Here is a 15,795-nt window from a genome sequence, read left to right as displayed (position 1 = left end):
ATATTACTATTTAGCTTCCGTGAGGTAGCTGATTGGCTGATTCACGTCAACTTTTGTACCACCAAAGTGTTGTTCAACGTATTTTTTAACAGCTTCAGTGTGGTATAGCTGACCAACTTTCTGAAGAATTGGGTCATCTTTGCGAGATTCAGCTGTTGCAAGGATGTTTACATTCAGTTTAGTGCTTTGGTCAACAGGTTCATAGTAGATAGAATCTTTAAGTACGTTTAAACCACCTTCTAAAGCTAACGTATTACCCAAAACAATTGCATCAACTTCATCTTTTACGCGTACAGCTGTCGCCATTTGGATTGGTTTGATATCAATTTTTTTACTGTTATCGATAATATCGCTTGGTGTGCCTTTAGCAGGGTCGAAGTCAGCTTTAAGTTTAATTAAGCCAGCACTTTGTAATAACAATAATGCACGAGCTTCATTCGCAGCATCATTAGGAATTGCAATGCTTGCACCTTGTTGGAATTCTTCTACTTTTTTATGTTTACTTGAGTAGATCCCCATTGGCTCAAGATAAGTTGTAGCAACTGGAGCAATTTTATCTTTATTTGATGCATTGAAAGCCACCAAATATGCATAAGATTGGAATGCATTTAAGTCAACTTCTTTATTTGCTACAGCTGTATTCATTGCAACATAATCAGTGAAATTTTTCACCTCAAGCTTAACACCAGCAGCTTTAGTTTCTGGTAAAGTCGAAATATAACGCCAGATATCAGCGTCAGAACCAGTTGAGGCAATAACCACAGTTTGAGGTTGTGATGAATCACCACTCTTTCCAGCTTGTGGTTCACTTTGTTGTTTCCCGCAAGCTGCAAGTAATAGCACAGACACGCTTAAAAAAAGACTGATCAGCTTTTTCATGTAAAAAAAGTCCTGATTAAGAGAGATATCAACTATTTAGTTGGCTCTCTAGAAAAGAAAATGAGTTTTGTTGTCACGTCACAAAGTTTTGAATGCTAAAAGTTATAGCTTTTAGCTCTTTTCTAATTCCTCAGATACTTGTTTTACCGTTTTTGATCTGTACTAAATAAAACTATTTTCACAACAGTTCTATCATGAGTTGACAGTCTTTAAGCGATTTCTAAAAGTATTCAATGTTAAAAATAACTATTATCCCTAACAGAATTAGATGATGAGCCTCAATATTTAAAGGCACAATAACTTTGTGGAAAGTTCCAACGCTTTATCTAATCATATCAATAAAAACATATTCAATATAGTGGACATGTTTCGATCTTATTGATTGGAAGTGAATAAAAACTGAGGTTTATATAAAATTTTCTGATAAATAAGAATGAAATATAAAAAGCCCTCTTTAATAGAGGGCTTTTTATCAGTTGAGAGTTTTTTACTCAGCTTTTTCTCGTGCAATTGCGCGATAGCCAATGTCACTACGATATTGCATACCAGTAAAGGTAACTTGTCCGCATACTTCAAGTGCATTAATTTGTGCTTCAAGCACGCTGTCGCCTAACGCAGTTACACAAAGAACTCGACCACCAGAAGTCACGATGTGACCATCTTCACGAGTTGCAGTGCCTGCGTGGAAAATTTTAGTATCTTCAGGTGATTGTCCAATACCTGAAATTACATCACCTTTGCGTACGCTATCAGGATAGCCTTCGGCTGCAAGTACGATACCGATTGACTTACGCTCATCCCATTCAGCTTCTTTTGGCAAATTGCCAGCAATACCAGCTTCTACCAATTCAACAAGAGATGACTTTAAGCGCATCATGATTGGCTGAGTTTCAGGATCACCGAAACGACAGTTGAACTCGATCACACGCGGTTGACCTTGTTCATCAATCATTAAGCCAGCATATAAGAAACCAGTGTAGACATGTCCGTCAGCAGCCATACCTTCAACAGTCGGACGCATGATTTCAGTCATAACACGTTCGAAAATGTCAGAAGTTACCACCGGAGCAGGAGAGTAAGCACCCATACCGCCAGTATTAGGACCTTGGTCACCTTCAAAAATACGCTTGTGATCTTGTGAAGTTGCCATTGGTAAAATGTTTTTACCATCAATCATACAAATGAAAGAAGCTTCTTCACCTGCAAGGAACTGTTCAATTACAACACGTGAACCAGCATCACCGAATTTGTTGCCTGCAAGCATGTCATCAATTGCTGCAAAAGCTTCTTCGTTGGTCATTGCAACGATTACACCTTTACCAGCAGCAAGACCGTCTGCCTTAATTACAATTGGTGCACCATTTTTTTCAACATAAGCTTTAGCTGCATCAACTTCCGTAAATACTTCGTAAAAAGCAGTTGGAATGTTATGACGCTTTAAAAAATGTTTAGCAAATGCCTTTGAGCCTTCAAGCTGCGCAGCATATTGAGTTGGTCCCCAAATTTTTAGACCTGCTTCGCGAGCAGCATCTACCACACCATTCACTAAAGGTGCTTCTGGACCAACAATAATAAGTTCAACATTATTTTCTTTAGCAAAAGCGATAATTGCAGGATTGTCTAAAATATCAAGCTGAACATTAACGCATTTGTCTTCAGTTGCAGTTCCCGCATTTCCCGGTGCAACGAAAACTTGAGTAACTTTGGTATCTTGCGCGATTTTCCATGCCAAAGCATGTTCACGACCACCACTACCTAAAACTAAAATATTCATTTTTAATTTGTTCCTTAACTTTAATCCTTTTCATCCCCCTCTATTCCTCAAGGTGGAGTTTAGCTCCATTATTGTGGAAAACCCTCCTGAATGAAAGGAGGGTTAGGGAGGACTAAATTTAAATTAGTGGCGGAAATGGCGCATACCAGTGAACACCATTGCAATACCAGCTTCATCTGCTGCAGCGATTACTTCTTCATCACGCATAGAACCACCTGGTTGAATGATGCATTTAATGCCAGCTTTAGCAGCATTATCAATACCGTCACGGAACGGGAAGAATGCATCAGATGCCATTACAGCACCTTCAACAACCAAACCAGCATGTTCAGCTTTAATGGCAGCAATACGAGCTGAGTTAACGCGACTCATTTGACCTGCACCTACACCAATAGTTTGGCGGTTTTTAGCATAAACAATTGCGTTTGATTTTACGTATTTCGCAACTTTCCAAGCAAAGATAAGATCATCAATTTCTTGCTCAGTTGGCGCACGCTTAGTAACTACTTTAAGATCATCTTTAGTGATCATGCCCAAGTCTTGATCTTGAACAAGTAAGCCACCATTTACGCGTTTATAGTCAAGTTGCGGTGCACGTGCATCAATTGCAGGTAACTCACCACATACTAAAACACGTACATTTTTCTTAGCGCCAGTAACTTCAAGCACGCCATCAGCAATACTTGGAGCAATAATAACTTCAACGAATTGACGCTCTACAATTGCTTGAGCAGTTGCAACGTCTAATTCACGGTTGAATGCAATAATACCGCCAAAAGCAGATTCTGGATCAGTTGCATAAGCTAAATCATAAGCAGCTTTAATGCCGTCTAAAGAAACCGCAACACCACAAGGGTTAGCATGTTTTACGATGACACAAGCAGGTTTTGCGAATGATTTAACACATTCAAGTGCAGCATCTGTATCTGCAATGTTGTTATAAGACAATTCTTTGCCTTGTAACTGTTTTGCAGTAGAAACTGATGCTTCTTTTGCATTAGCTTCGACATAGAAAGCAGCCGATTGATGTGGGTTTTCACCGTAACGTAAATCTTGTGCTTTGTTCAATTGAGTATTGAATGTACGAGGGAATAAGTCAGCTTCACCTTCGGTCTTACCAACGCGAGCGCCTAAGTAAGAAGCGATCATGCCGTCGTATTGAGCTGTATGTTCAAATGCTTTAACTGCTAAATCAAAACGCGTTTCATAAGAAAGCGAACCAGCAGTTTTTAATTCATTAATTACAGTGTCGTAATCAGAAGCATTAACTACAATACCTACTGAAGCATGGTTTTTAGCAGCTGCACGAACCATTGTAGGACCACCGATGTCGATATTTTCGATTGCATCAGGAAGAGTACAGTCAGGTTTTGCAACAGTTGCAGCAAATGGATAAAGGTTTACAACAACAAGATCAATCGGATCGATGTTGTGTTCTTCCATAACTGCTTCATCTAAACCACGACGAGCAAGAATACCGCCATGAATTTTTGGATGTAAGGTCTTAACACGACCATCCATCATTTCAGGGAAGCCAGTATGTTCAGATACTTCTACAACCGCGATATTATTATCTTTAAGCAACTTATATGTGCCGCCTGTAGATAATAGTTCTACCCCTAGAGCTGCAAGGTTTTGAGCAAATTCGACAATTCCTGTCTTATCAGATACAGAAATCAAAGCACGTTTAATAGTCATGATGTTTAATTCAACAATTTCAAGTCTACGGATTAAAACCAATAAGCATAAAAAAATGCCCACGACGTCGTGAGCATTTTATCATTTATTCACTCATTAAACCGTGAGCTTTTAACTTTTTACGTAAAGTGCCACGGTTGAGTCCAAGAATTTCTGCAGCACGCGTTTGATTACCACGTGTATATTCAAGAACTACAGATAAAAGAGGTTTCTCCATTTCTGCTAGCACCATGTCATATACCTGAGATGGTTGCTCACCTTGCAATTGTGCAAAATAATGGCGAACTGCGCGATCCACGTGGATGCGAAGAGCAACATCAGATTGTGCAGTAAAAATAGGAGATTTGCTATTCATGCGAGTTAATCCGAAAATCAAATACTAGCTTGGGTAAAGTAGTATATAAATGTGGTCTAAAAATACGGAGTCCTGTTTTAGATCCTAAAACAGTGACTCTAAAACATAAGAACAATTAGCTTGCCATATTTCTTCGTATTGAATAAAAAATAAGCGTAACAATAATTAAATATTTGTTACAGCCCCCTCAAAAACAAAAAAAGTTAGGCTATGCGCTTAAAGTAGAAAAGCACACATGCTTAACAGTATTTTTTTTGGATTGAGAGCGAGGAGTATATGAGTCAAAGCTTTCGTGGCGCGTATCATACCATTGTCTAGGAAAAAGTGAGCGAATTAACTGCATTTTTTTTTATTTTTTTTTCACTTTTTTTACATTTTAGGGGTGGACAATTTCTAATCGATAATTTACTAGCCTTTTTTTGCTTTTGTTTAGCTCAAATTGGAATCGGAAAGGAGTGTTTGATGGAATACGTTGAATACCCCTTAAGTTTTCAACTAGATATTGTTGAGGAGTTAATATGATTTCCTCTGTTTTGTCTGGCTCTGTTGCAAAAATCAACTTTAGGTTAGGAAGCTCAATACTTTTATCATTCTGGTTGAGCAATATGCCTGAGAACTGGGTATGGTTCGCATCGATCTTGCGGACTTTTAACTTTTCTATATAGATAAGTTGATAAAGTTCTGCTGATTTGTTGCAGTGTAGTATTTGGCAAACGTAATTAAAAGCATGGCTAACGGTTGGGCTTGCATGCATGAGCTTAGGGTTAAACCAGAGGATTTGAAAAGTAAAGACTAAAATTAAAATAAGGTTGGCAGAGCTCCAGAGCGTATAGTACAACCAACTATGCTTTTTATTATTGTCTTGTTCTTGTGGGGATGCCTGCTCAGCTAAATTAAGGTTTGGTAGAGCATTAATAGGTTCGTTGTGAAAGTAATTTAAGTTGTTGAGATAAGTTAAAAGATCAATATTAGAGTTTTCTACTTTTTGGTCAAAGATATCTAGTACGTGAGAATGCGTCATATATCTTGTCTGCATTGAACCATTGGCTAACGTCGTTGAGTTGACCATAACTGGCTGTTCAATATTGATTAGATGGGTTAAGGCATTAAAGCTTGAATTACATTTAGGGCAACAAACCATACCCTGAGCAACAGTCAATTGAGTAAGAGATACTTTATAAACTGTTAAACACTTAGGGCAGCGGGTTTGTTTTTCATTCATGAGTTAAAAATCTCAATTTATTGTTTTACGTTTTCCTGAAATGCGACACCAGTTTTCTTCGCGCTTTTCGACATCTAATATATCAAAAAAATCAGAATAAACACGTGAAACATCAGCAACTTGCTCTTCAATAACACCAGCAAGTGCGAACTCGCCCTCAGATTTGATTAAATTTGCAAATTCAGGCGCAAGCATCATTAAAGGTCCTGCTAAAATGTTTGCAACTAAAACATCGGCTTGTTTAGGTTTGAATTCTTGATCAAACTCTTCAGGAAGACCTACATATAGTCGATCTAATACACCATTAAGCTCTGCATTTTGTTTCGTTGCTAAAACAGCTTGCGGGTCAATATCTGTGGCATATACTTTTTTAGCGCCTAGTAACAAAGCTGCTACGCCTAAAATGCCTGAACCACAGCCATAATCAATCACGATTTTATCTTTAACGTCAGTTTTACCCAGCCATTGTAAGCATAGGAAAGTACTTGCGTGATTACCTGTACCAAATGCAAGACCTGGGTCTAACTTAATGTTAGTTGCGTCTGCTTCTGGTGGCTCTAGCCATTCAGGCACGATCCAGAACTTTTCTCCAATCTGAATTGGCTCATAGTAATCCATCCATGCGCGTTCCCACACTTGATCTTCAAGTTCTTCATGACGCATAGGAACATCTGGAAGTTGAGCTTTTAAGAAAGCTTCTAAAGTGTCGACATCAATTGGGTCTTGTTCGTCTTGTTGATAGATGCCTGTCACAATAACTTTGTTCCATAAAGGTGTTTCACCCGGTAATGGTTCAAGTAAAGCCTGATCTTCAGCATCATCCAGCGTTACGCTTACCGCACCTAGAGACATTAAAAGTGTTTCTGTGAACTCAACTTGTTCTTGATCAACGGTAATGTGTATTTGTAACCACTTCACGAAAAGGACCTAAAAATTTTATTTAAAGGCGTATTGTAGCGGACTAGACCATTTTAAAAAAGAAAGCGGCCCATCTTTAATGGACCGTCTTTGAAAATACTGATGAGATATAGCGGGAAATAAATGACTTCTTCTATACCTATGTCAAAACAGATTAAGGAGCAGGGGCCTTAAATTGTAACTTGCCATTTTCGTTTGGTTGGCAAGTACCGTTAAAGGTTACACCGTTGTGATTGTATGAAACCCATTCACCTTGCTGTTTTTTTGCACAGACTCGAATTTGTTTTTGCATTTCAGCTTTGCTCGTGTCAGCAGCATGGGTAAAAGTTACGCCTGAAAAACAAATTAGAGATGCAGTTAAGATTTTTAACATGGTCGTTTTCATTTTGTATTCCTTCTCGTTGCGTTAATTTTAAAGTCATAGAAGTGCTGTACATTTTTTATTCTAAGATGAATTAATTTTAAAAACATTCACTTTGTATTGAATTCATGAAACAAAATGTCAAATCATGTGGCATAGCGTAAATTATGTGAAGACAATTTTGTAATTATGTACATCAATAAGCAGATAATTTTGCTATAATGTTCCGTCTTTTTTTCTGGTGTTTTTGTACTCATGCACTATCCTAAAGTTTATGATGTTATCGTTATCGGTGGCGGTCACGCAGGTACGGAAGCGGCCCTTGCTGCTGCGCGTATGGGACGACAGACTTTGCTTTTGACCCATAACATTGAGACTTTGGGCCAAATGAGTTGTAACCCAGCAATTGGTGGTATTGGTAAGTCTCACCTAGTCCGTGAAATTGATGCACTTGGCGGTGCAATGGCTCTTGCTGCCGATAAAGGTGGTATTCAGTTCCGTATTTTAAATTCGCGTAAAGGTGCAGCTGTGCGTGCGACACGTGCCCAAGCTGACCGTGTTCGTTACAAAGCTGCCATTCGTGATACTTTGGAAAATCAAGCAAATCTTGATATTTTCCAGCAAGCAGCTGATGACCTGATTGTTGAAGGCGATACTGTTAAAGGTGTTGTTACCCAAATGGGTATTCGCTTTGATGCTAAAACTGTTGTGTTGACTACAGGTACATTCTTGGGTGGTGTCATCCACGTTGGTTTAGAAAAATCAAGCGGTGGTCGTGCGGGAGATCCTCCTTCTATTGCACTTGCTCAACGTTTACGTGAATTAAAATTACCAGTGGGACGTTTAAAAACCGGTACTCCACCACGTATTGATGCACGTTCAGTTGATTTTTCAGTCATGATTCCGCAGCCGGGTGATTTCCCATCTCCAGTGATGTCATTCATGGGTGATGCTTCTATGCACCCTGAACAAGTAAACTGTTATATCACGCATACGAATGAAAAAACCCACGATATTATTCGTGGTGGTTTAGACCGTTCACCAATGTACACTGGTGTTATTGAAGGTGTAGGTCCGCGTTACTGTCCATCAATCGAAGATAAGATTCACCGTTTCGCTGATAAAGACTCACATCAAGTATTCTTGGAACCAGAAGGTCTAGATACACACGAGCTTTATCCAAACGGTATTTCGACCTCTTTACCGTTTGATGTTCAGTTCGAGCTTGTACGTTCAATTCGTGGTATGGAAAATGCTCATATCTTACGTCCGGGCTATGCAATTGAATATGATTATTTCAATCCGCAAGCTTTGAAATTTACACTTGAAACTAAAGCGATTAATGGCTTGTACTTTGCTGGTCAAATTAATGGTACAACAGGTTATGAAGAAGCTGGTGCCCAAGGTTTACTTGCAGGTTTAAATGCTGCGCGTCGTGCGTGGGAGCAAGAAGAATGGACGCCTAAACGTGACCAAGCTTATATGGGTGTGTTGGTTGATGACCTCATCACGTTAGGTACTAAAGAACCGTACCGTATGTTTACCTCACGTGCTGAATATCGTTTGATGTTGCGTGAAGATAATGCGGATCAGCGCTTAACTTCTATTGGTCGTGAACTTGGTTTGGTTGATGATGTTCGTTGGGCTGCTTATTGCGAGAAAATGGAAGCGGTTGAGCGTGAAACCTCTCGTTTACAACATTTATGGGCAGCACCAAATAACCCTATGGGTAAAAAATTCGTTGAAATGACGGGTGCTGATTTGAGTAAGGAATGTAGTGCGATTGATTTGCTCAAGCGCCCTAATATCACCTTCGGTCAAATTGCTGAACTTACTGGTTCTGAAGTTTCAGAACAAGTGGGGGAGCAAATTGAAATTGCTGTGAAATATGAAGGTTACATTAACCGTCAGCATGAAGATGTTGCTCAATTAAAGCGTCTTGAAGAAACTAAAATTCCTGCCGACTTTGACTATGATGTCGTGTCTGGATTGTCACGTGAAATCACGCAGAAGTTAAAAACAGTTCTTCCAGAAACTTTAGCTCAAGCAAGCCGTATTCCTGGTGTTACACCAGCAGCAGTTCAGCTTGTAATGATCACAATTCGTAAGAATAATATGATTAAGAAAACAGCTTAATCATTTAAATGTACAAAAAGCCCAGTTAAGACTGGGCTTTTTTATTTTCTGTTCAAAAAATATATGGAAACTTCCTAAGGAAGAAAAGAGATTTCGCTTCCTTTTTTTCTTATTTCACATATTTTAAGTCGCCAGTTATATTGAATTCACGTTCAAACAAGAGGGCTTTAATCATGACAATGAAATCAATTCGCTACAATGGATGTGAAATGGCATGCCAATGCTCATGTTTAAAATAGCGCAAAAGAAAGAGCAGATCAGTTTTGATGGGGGGAGAACACATTGATCTGAAAACAGTAAAAAAATAAGAACAATATAAAATTAAGAAAATTATAATTCAAAATCTAAAGAGAACCTTATGGTTCTCTTTTTTATATCTACTTACTATCAGTTTCAATTTCACGTACAGCGTTGTGTACTTGAACTGGCTCAATATGCAGTAATTTCTTGCCAAAACTACGTAGCCACCATACTAGTTGAGATGTAAAAGGTACGGTTGCTGAAACTTCTACAATATTTTCTTCAAGCGGAGTAATTGTTTGGTCTTTACTTAACTGACTTTCATAAAAGGTTTTCGCAGTTTGCTCTGTCATAGTTAGGGTGAGCTGAATTGATTCAGTTGGCTGGTTGTAGTCCACTCTAAAGCCTAAAGCCCCTGAATCAATATAATGATCAATATCAAAATTAACTGGATGCAGTGCTCGGCTGTCTAATACTTTTGCTGATTTAAAACGGTGCAGAGCAAATGTTTGCACTTCAGTTTTGTCATGTCTTGTGCAAATTAAATAAATGACTGCACCTTTTTGTACCAAAGCCAAAGGATTTAAAACATAAGTTCTATCTTCACCCTGATTGACCCGTGCCCGATAAACACATTCTATTTGCTTGTCTTGGAGCAAGCCTTCATAAATTGCTTGTTGAGCATTTCGATCGACAACAGGTGGAATAAGAGGTTGACTTGCCGGAACAATACGTACACGGTTAATCCACTGTCTCACATTATTTTGTGTAGAGAGGCTACGTTTGGCCAAATCGAACCATGGTCCCATCTCATCAAGCAGGCTCGGGGGAAGGAGGTGCTTAAGGTGCTCCTCAACCATCATAAAAGTTACCGCTTGAGAACTTGTCATGTGAGGTAAGCTTTGAATAGGTGCATCTGATTGCCACCGCCAGCCCTGAGGTACGGCTTTATTGCTCTCTATCGGAAAACGCTGAGCAATTTGATTTAAGTCACGCTGAATAGTCCTTAAACTAATATCAATACCTTCGCGCTCAAGCATTTCTTGCAATTCTCGAGTCCCGATCCATTTGCCGGTCGGTAGGCGAGACAAGATCTGCCATTGGCGATACAAACTATTCGAAGTTTCTTTTTCTATTACAGACATAAGCGTAATACATCTATATCCAATTGCTTTGGTGTCAACACAATAAAAAATCTTTACAGATTTAGCAAGTTTGTCAGATTCAGTTTATAGCCCATTGGGTAAACGATGATAAGATTTAGAAGAAAGTTATAACAATGATGCCGTACAAGTATTACAGATATATAAGTGGCACTGAAATTGCTTATTTAAAAATGAAATATAGATAAATGATAAGACGAGGTGGTTATGTCAGAACAAGAGCATGAATTACATCTAGATAATGATTTTTTTATACAAGAGCAGACAACAACAGCACTCATTAACCCAACCTCTTTTTTAGAACATATTTCTGTGCAAACTAATCTCTTTGAGCAACTTAAATCACAGTTCTTTAATGAGATGCTTGATGATGTAACATCAAATGGTGCAGCTTCTAAAAAAATTGAACAATGGTTGAGCATCCGTACTTTAGATGAGTTAAAGGAGTTAAATACCCAAGCAAAACAGCATTTTCTTTATCATGGGATTACTTTTAATGTTTATGGCGATAAAGAAGGAACGGAGCGCACTATTCCTTTTGATTTAATTCCAAGAGTAATCGAGAAAACACAATGGGAAAAAATTGCCTCAGGCTGTGCACAGCGTGTTAAAGCATTAAATTATTTCCTAGATGATATTTATCATGGACAACATATTTTAAAAGAACAAATCATTCCCGAAGAACAAATTATGGGAAATGATGCTTTTCAACCCCATATGCTTAAACATTCTTTAAAAGGAAAAATTTATTCACAAATTAGCGGGATCGATATTATCCGTGATGGTGAAGGGGAGTTTTTTGTATTAGAAGACAATTTGAGAACACCTTCTGGGGTGTCTTATATGATTGAGAGCCGAAATATTAGCCAGAAATTAATGCCTGAGCTATGTACAGCTAATAATTTACAGGGGATTGAGCATTATCCAAAACTTTTAAAAGAAATATTGCAAGAAAATTCTTCTGCAGATCAACCTTTTATTGTGGTGCTAACACCAGGGCGTTTTAATAGTGCTTATTATGAGCACGCTTTTCTAGCACGTGAAATGGATGTGCCATTGGTTACAAATCGGGATTTATTTGTAGAAAATGATCAAGTATTTGTCAAAACTATTCGTGGGCGTCAAAAAGTAGACGTAATTTACCGCCGTTTAGATGATGACTTTCTAGATCCTTTAGCATTTCGACCAGACAGTGCTTTAGGCGTAGCAGGTCTTATGTCTGCTTATTTACAAAAAAATGTCGTGATTGCAAATGCACCTGGAACGGGTGTGGCTGATGATAAATCTATCTATCCTTATGTAGATCAAATGATTCAATATTATTTAGATGAAACACCAATTCTAAAAAATGTACCCACTTATCAGTGCCGTAAAGAAGAACACTTAGACTATGTACTCTCTAATCTTGATCAATTAGTCGTTAAGGAAGCACAAGGTTCGGGCGGATATGGCATGTTGATTGGACCTAAAGCAAGCTCATGCGAAATTGATGACTTTAGAAAAAAATTGATTGCGATGCCTCATATGTATATTGCACAACCTACCTTAGCTTTATCTGTCGCTCCAACTTTAACAACAGGCGGAGTAGCGGAACGTCATATTGATTTGCGTCCATTTGTGTTGAGCTCACCTTATCGTACAGAGATTGTACCTGGTGGTTTAACACGCGTAGCTATGCAAGCTGGCTCTTTGGTCGTAAATTCATCTCAAGGTGGCGGTATAAAAGATACATGGGTTGTTGAAACATTACATTCCTGATTGTGGGTTAAAGAGGAACTTTATGGTTTTACTCAATTCGAGTGCGCATCAAATATATTGGTTGGGTCGATATTTGATGCGAGTTAAATTTGCAGCCTCTCATTTACCCTTTACAGAAGATGAGAAAGCAACAAGATTTGCAGCAGCATTTGGTTTGGTCATAGAAAATGCTGAATTACTAAATCACTATATGTTAGACAAGAAGCAAACATTTTCATTACTGAACCAGCTCATTATTGCTAAAGATAATATTCAGGAACTAAGAGGTATTTTGTCATCACATGCTTATGCAGAATTAAATAATGTGATTAATACGCTTCAAGCTCAACCTGATGCATTGAGTAAAGCAGTCGAACAATGCACACGAATACTAGAAGCGGAACATGAAGATGTTCGTTTATTTTTGTATTTAGGCCAAAAAATAGAGCAATTTGATATAGAACTGCGTTTTGGTGAAGATTTATCTGTTCTCATATCAGAGCTAGATACTGTGGTGCAACAGCTCGCTAATTTGAATTGGGAAAATATAAATGAAAATTGGCAAGCACTAAAGCAGCAACTTACGTGGGACGCTTATTATACTTTTACACAGCAGTTGGAAAATATGTTTGAGGGCTGATTATGAAATTGATGGTTAATCATCAAACGCATTATAGCTATACTGAAACTGCTCGGAATAGCATTCAGTATATTAAAATGATGCCTCAAACATCGCCTCACCAACATGTTATGAATTGGGCAATTAGCGTGCCGGGTGATAAAACAATAAAGAGAGATATATTTAACAATGTATGGATGACGGCTAGTCAGCGTTATCCATATCAACATCTTACATTTATGGCCCAAGGAATTGTTGAGCTTCGAAATGTAGAACTAGGTTGTGTAGATCTCTCTACACCTACAAATTTGTTTTTGCAGATGACAGGTGCAACTCGATGTGATTCGGAAATGTTGGACTTTGCTAAAAATATTGTAGTGGTTAGGGATCGACAGCATATTGCGTTATTAAGCGAATATATCTTGCAAAAAATACTTTATCAGCCTGAAAGTACTTCGGTTCAGACAACTGCGATCGAAGCATTTCATGCTGGTCAAGGTGTATGCCAAGATCATGCTCACATTTTAATTGCGATGTGTCGTGCGCTACAATTACCTGCACGTTATGTCTCTGGTTATCTATTTGATCAAAACTATCCGCACCTTGCCAGTCACGCTTGGGCGGAGGTATTTTTAGAAAATCAGTGGTATTGTTTTGATGTAAGCAATCAGTTGTTTACACCCAAACATCATATCTACCTTGCAGTAGGACGTGACTATCTTGATGTGGCACCTATTCGTGGCATAAGAGAGCAAGGTGGAGTTGAGAATATGATGTCTGTGGTTCAAGTGTTGGCATGTTGAATGTAAAGAGAATGAAATGACCTATTGTTGTGCGTTAAGATTGGAACAAGGTTTAGTGTTTATTAGTGACACAAGAACCAATGCAGGAGTTGACCATATTTCTGTGTTCCGAAAACTGCATACTTTCGGCGTTACCGGAGAACGTTTTATTGCCTTGCAAACTGCAGGTAACTTAGCAACAACGCAAGCTGTTATAGGTCATTTACAAAATGCCCTGACTTTGCAGCAAGAGCCTAATTTATATAGTGTTAATACGATGTTTGAGGCGGCTGAACTAATTGGTAAAACCTTAAAAACTGTTTTAGAGGATATTAGTTCGGACACCCAAGAACAAATGAATTATGCCTGTAGTATTTTGGTGGGTGGGCAGATTAAGGGTGGTGACATGCAACTTTATAATGTTTATCCACAAGGCAATTTCATTTGCGCAACTACAGATACACCTTATTTCCAAATAGGTGAAAGTAAATATGGAAAGCCTATTCTGGATCGAGCTTTATATTATGCAATGCCACTAGACGACGCATTACGTTGTAGCCTGATTTCTTTTGATTCGACTTTGCGCTCAAATGTTTCGGTTGGCTTACCACTTGATGCATTGGTATACATTAAAGATAGCTTTGTTATCCCTATGGGAAAACGAATAACTGAAGATGATCCTTATTTCTCACAGATTAGTAAACAATGGTCAGATACTCTTCGTCGGGGATTACAGGAAATGCCAAAGCCTACAGATGATTACTGGCGATAAATTTTGAATGTTTACATAAAAAAATCCAAGCATGCTTGGATTTTTTTATATTTTATTATTTAAGTGCTTTTACGAGTGGGGCGATTGCTTAATCGACAGAGTAACTCATATCCTATCGTTCCGTTTGCATCCGCAACATCATCAACTAGGCGATGCGGACCCCAGAGTTCAACTGGAGTGCCTAATTTTACTTGCTTGCCTGTCACGTCAATTGCAATCATATCCATGCTCACGCGCCCTACAACCGCACAGAGTTGTTTATCGATAGCGACATGGTTTTGTTTAATATAAGCTCGTGGATAACCATCACCGTAACCTATAGAAACAATTGCAATATCCATTGCTTGCGTGGCGCAGAAAGTTGATCCATAACCGACATGTTCATTAGTTTGAATATGATTGAGTGCAATCACTTCTGCTGAAAAAGTCATCACTGGTTTTAAGTCAAGATCATGGACTGTTTTATCTGCAAAAGGCGAGGCGCCGTAAAGCATGATACCCGGACGAACATAATCAAAATGTAACTCTGGCCATTTATAAATAGCAGCAGAGTTACAGCAAGAAGCTAACACTGGATCACAAGCTTGTTTAACCTGTAGAAATTGTTGTTTTTGTTGCTCGTTAAGTGGATGGTCTACATCTGCATTTGCGAAATGCATCGCAAGTACACAAGTAAATCCTTCAGATTTTAAAGTCTTAATAACTTCAATAATTTCTGGATTTTTAAAACCTAACCGGTTCATCCCACTATTAAGTTTCACCCAGACTTTTAAGCCTTGGCTGATGTATGCTTGTTTGTGTTTAATCAACCATTCAAATTGTTGTGGATGGTGAATGACACATTCAAATTTTTGTTTAATCGCAATTGGCATTTCATCTTCAGAAAATACCCCTTCAATTAAAGTAACAGGTTGTTGAAATCCGAGTTCACGGATTTCCAGACCTTCTTGTAGGCAGGCGACACCAAAGGCATCTGATGCATTTAAGGCTGCTAAACAGTCTTTGATTCCATGTCCATAAGCATTGGCTTTTACCATACTTACAATTTTTGAATTTGTTGCGAGTTGTTTGACACGGTTTAAGTTATATTGAAGTGCATTGCGGTCAATATAAACTGTTGCTTGGCGCACCCTCATTTA

General features: G+C 38.4%; 14 protein-coding genes. 5 read left to right on the top strand and 9 right to left on the bottom strand.

Annotated elements, in window-relative coordinates; genetic code table 11:
- Positions 1 to 6 precede the first annotated feature (6 nt).
- The 7 genes from MKL51_RS17090 to MKL51_RS17060 all read right to left on the bottom strand — a co-directional run bounded on the left by MKL51_RS17090 (position 7) and on the right by MKL51_RS17060 (position 7,231).
- Positions 7 to 879 (bottom strand): MetQ/NlpA family ABC transporter substrate-binding protein, encoded by an 873-nt coding sequence (locus MKL51_RS17090; RefSeq protein WP_017480821.1) that lies wholly within the window; start codon positions 877 to 879, stop codon positions 7 to 9.
- Between the two features lie 487 nt (positions 880 to 1,366).
- Positions 1,367 to 2,653: a phosphoribosylamine--glycine ligase gene (gene purD / locus MKL51_RS17085; protein WP_002119643.1), complete on the bottom strand. Its 1,287-nt coding sequence runs from the start codon at positions 2,651 to 2,653 to the stop codon at positions 1,367 to 1,369.
- A 123-nt stretch (positions 2,654 to 2,776) separates the two neighbouring features.
- The gene (gene purH, locus MKL51_RS17080; RefSeq protein WP_025465553.1) at positions 2,777 to 4,351 is read right to left on the bottom strand and encodes a bifunctional phosphoribosylaminoimidazolecarboxamide formyltransferase/IMP cyclohydrolase; all 1,575 of its coding nucleotides are present in this window, start codon (positions 4,349 to 4,351) and stop codon (positions 2,777 to 2,779) included.
- Between the two features lie 85 nt (positions 4,352 to 4,436).
- Positions 4,437 to 4,706, bottom strand: a complete 270-nt coding sequence (gene fis, locus MKL51_RS17075; RefSeq protein ID WP_001086304.1) for a DNA-binding transcriptional regulator Fis — start codon at positions 4,704 to 4,706, stop codon at positions 4,437 to 4,439.
- A gap of 376 nt (positions 4,707 to 5,082) precedes the next feature.
- Complete coding sequence (locus MKL51_RS17070) at positions 5,083 to 5,928, bottom strand: zinc-ribbon and DUF3426 domain-containing protein (protein ID WP_005073576.1); 846 nt, start codon at positions 5,926 to 5,928, stop codon at positions 5,083 to 5,085.
- A 12-nt stretch (positions 5,929 to 5,940) separates the two neighbouring features.
- Positions 5,941 to 6,846, bottom strand: coding sequence for a 50S ribosomal protein L11 methyltransferase (prmA, locus tag MKL51_RS17065; RefSeq protein WP_017480823.1), 906 nt, complete (start codon positions 6,844 to 6,846; stop codon positions 5,941 to 5,943).
- Positions 6,847 to 7,000: 154 nt separating this feature from the next.
- Positions 7,001 to 7,231, bottom strand: a complete 231-nt coding sequence (locus MKL51_RS17060) for a hypothetical protein (RefSeq protein ID WP_002119672.1) — start codon at positions 7,229 to 7,231, stop codon at positions 7,001 to 7,003.
- 231 nt (positions 7,232 to 7,462) lie between these two features.
- On the opposite strand from MKL51_RS17060, the gene mnmG reads away from it, so the two are divergent.
- Entirely contained in the window at positions 7,463 to 9,343 is a 1,881-nt protein-coding gene (gene mnmG / locus MKL51_RS17055; RefSeq protein WP_017385460.1) for a tRNA uridine-5-carboxymethylaminomethyl(34) synthesis enzyme MnmG, read from the top strand.
- Positions 9,344 to 9,720: 377 nt separating this feature from the next.
- On the opposite strand, the gene MKL51_RS17050 is transcribed toward mnmG, so the two are convergent.
- Positions 9,721 to 10,728 carry a helix-turn-helix transcriptional regulator gene (locus tag MKL51_RS17050; RefSeq protein WP_017480825.1) on the bottom strand — a complete coding sequence of 336 codons (1,008 nt, stop codon included), beginning with the start codon at positions 10,726 to 10,728 and terminating at the stop codon, positions 9,721 to 9,723.
- 225 nt (positions 10,729 to 10,953) lie between these two features.
- Here MKL51_RS17050 and MKL51_RS17045 point away from each other — a divergent pair, with 225 nt between their 5' ends.
- Genes MKL51_RS17045 through MKL51_RS17030 form a run of 4 tightly spaced genes read left to right on the top strand, consistent with a single transcriptional unit; the run spans position 10,954 to position 14,656 of the window.
- Positions 10,954 to 12,504 (top strand): circularly permuted type 2 ATP-grasp protein, encoded by a 1,551-nt coding sequence (locus MKL51_RS17045; protein WP_270904367.1) that lies wholly within the window; start codon positions 10,954 to 10,956, stop codon positions 12,502 to 12,504.
- A 22-nt stretch (positions 12,505 to 12,526) separates the two neighbouring features.
- The gene (locus MKL51_RS17040) at positions 12,527 to 13,123 is read left to right on the top strand and encodes an alpha-E domain-containing protein (RefSeq protein ID WP_017480827.1); all 597 of its coding nucleotides are present in this window, start codon (positions 12,527 to 12,529) and stop codon (positions 13,121 to 13,123) included.
- A gap of 2 nt (positions 13,124 to 13,125) precedes the next feature.
- Positions 13,126 to 13,905, top strand: coding sequence for a transglutaminase family protein (locus tag MKL51_RS17035; RefSeq protein WP_017480828.1), 780 nt, complete (start codon positions 13,126 to 13,128; stop codon positions 13,903 to 13,905).
- Positions 13,906 to 13,921: 16 nt separating this feature from the next.
- Positions 13,922 to 14,656, top strand: a complete 735-nt coding sequence (locus tag MKL51_RS17030; RefSeq protein ID WP_002119721.1) for a proteasome-type protease — start codon at positions 13,922 to 13,924, stop codon at positions 14,654 to 14,656.
- Between the two features lie 59 nt (positions 14,657 to 14,715).
- On the opposite strand, the gene alr is transcribed toward MKL51_RS17030, so the two are convergent.
- Positions 14,716 to 15,786, bottom strand: coding sequence for an alanine racemase (gene alr / locus MKL51_RS17025; protein WP_080973586.1), 1,071 nt, complete (start codon positions 15,784 to 15,786; stop codon positions 14,716 to 14,718).
- Between the last annotated feature and the right edge of the window lie 9 nt (positions 15,787 to 15,795).

The organism is Acinetobacter sp. AOR18_HL (assembly GCF_027855145.1).
Lineage (GTDB): Bacteria > Pseudomonadota > Gammaproteobacteria > Pseudomonadales > Moraxellaceae > Acinetobacter > Acinetobacter pittii.
The sequence above is the reverse complement of the archived record's forward strand: the minus strand, read 5'-3'. Positions and strand labels throughout refer to the sequence as shown.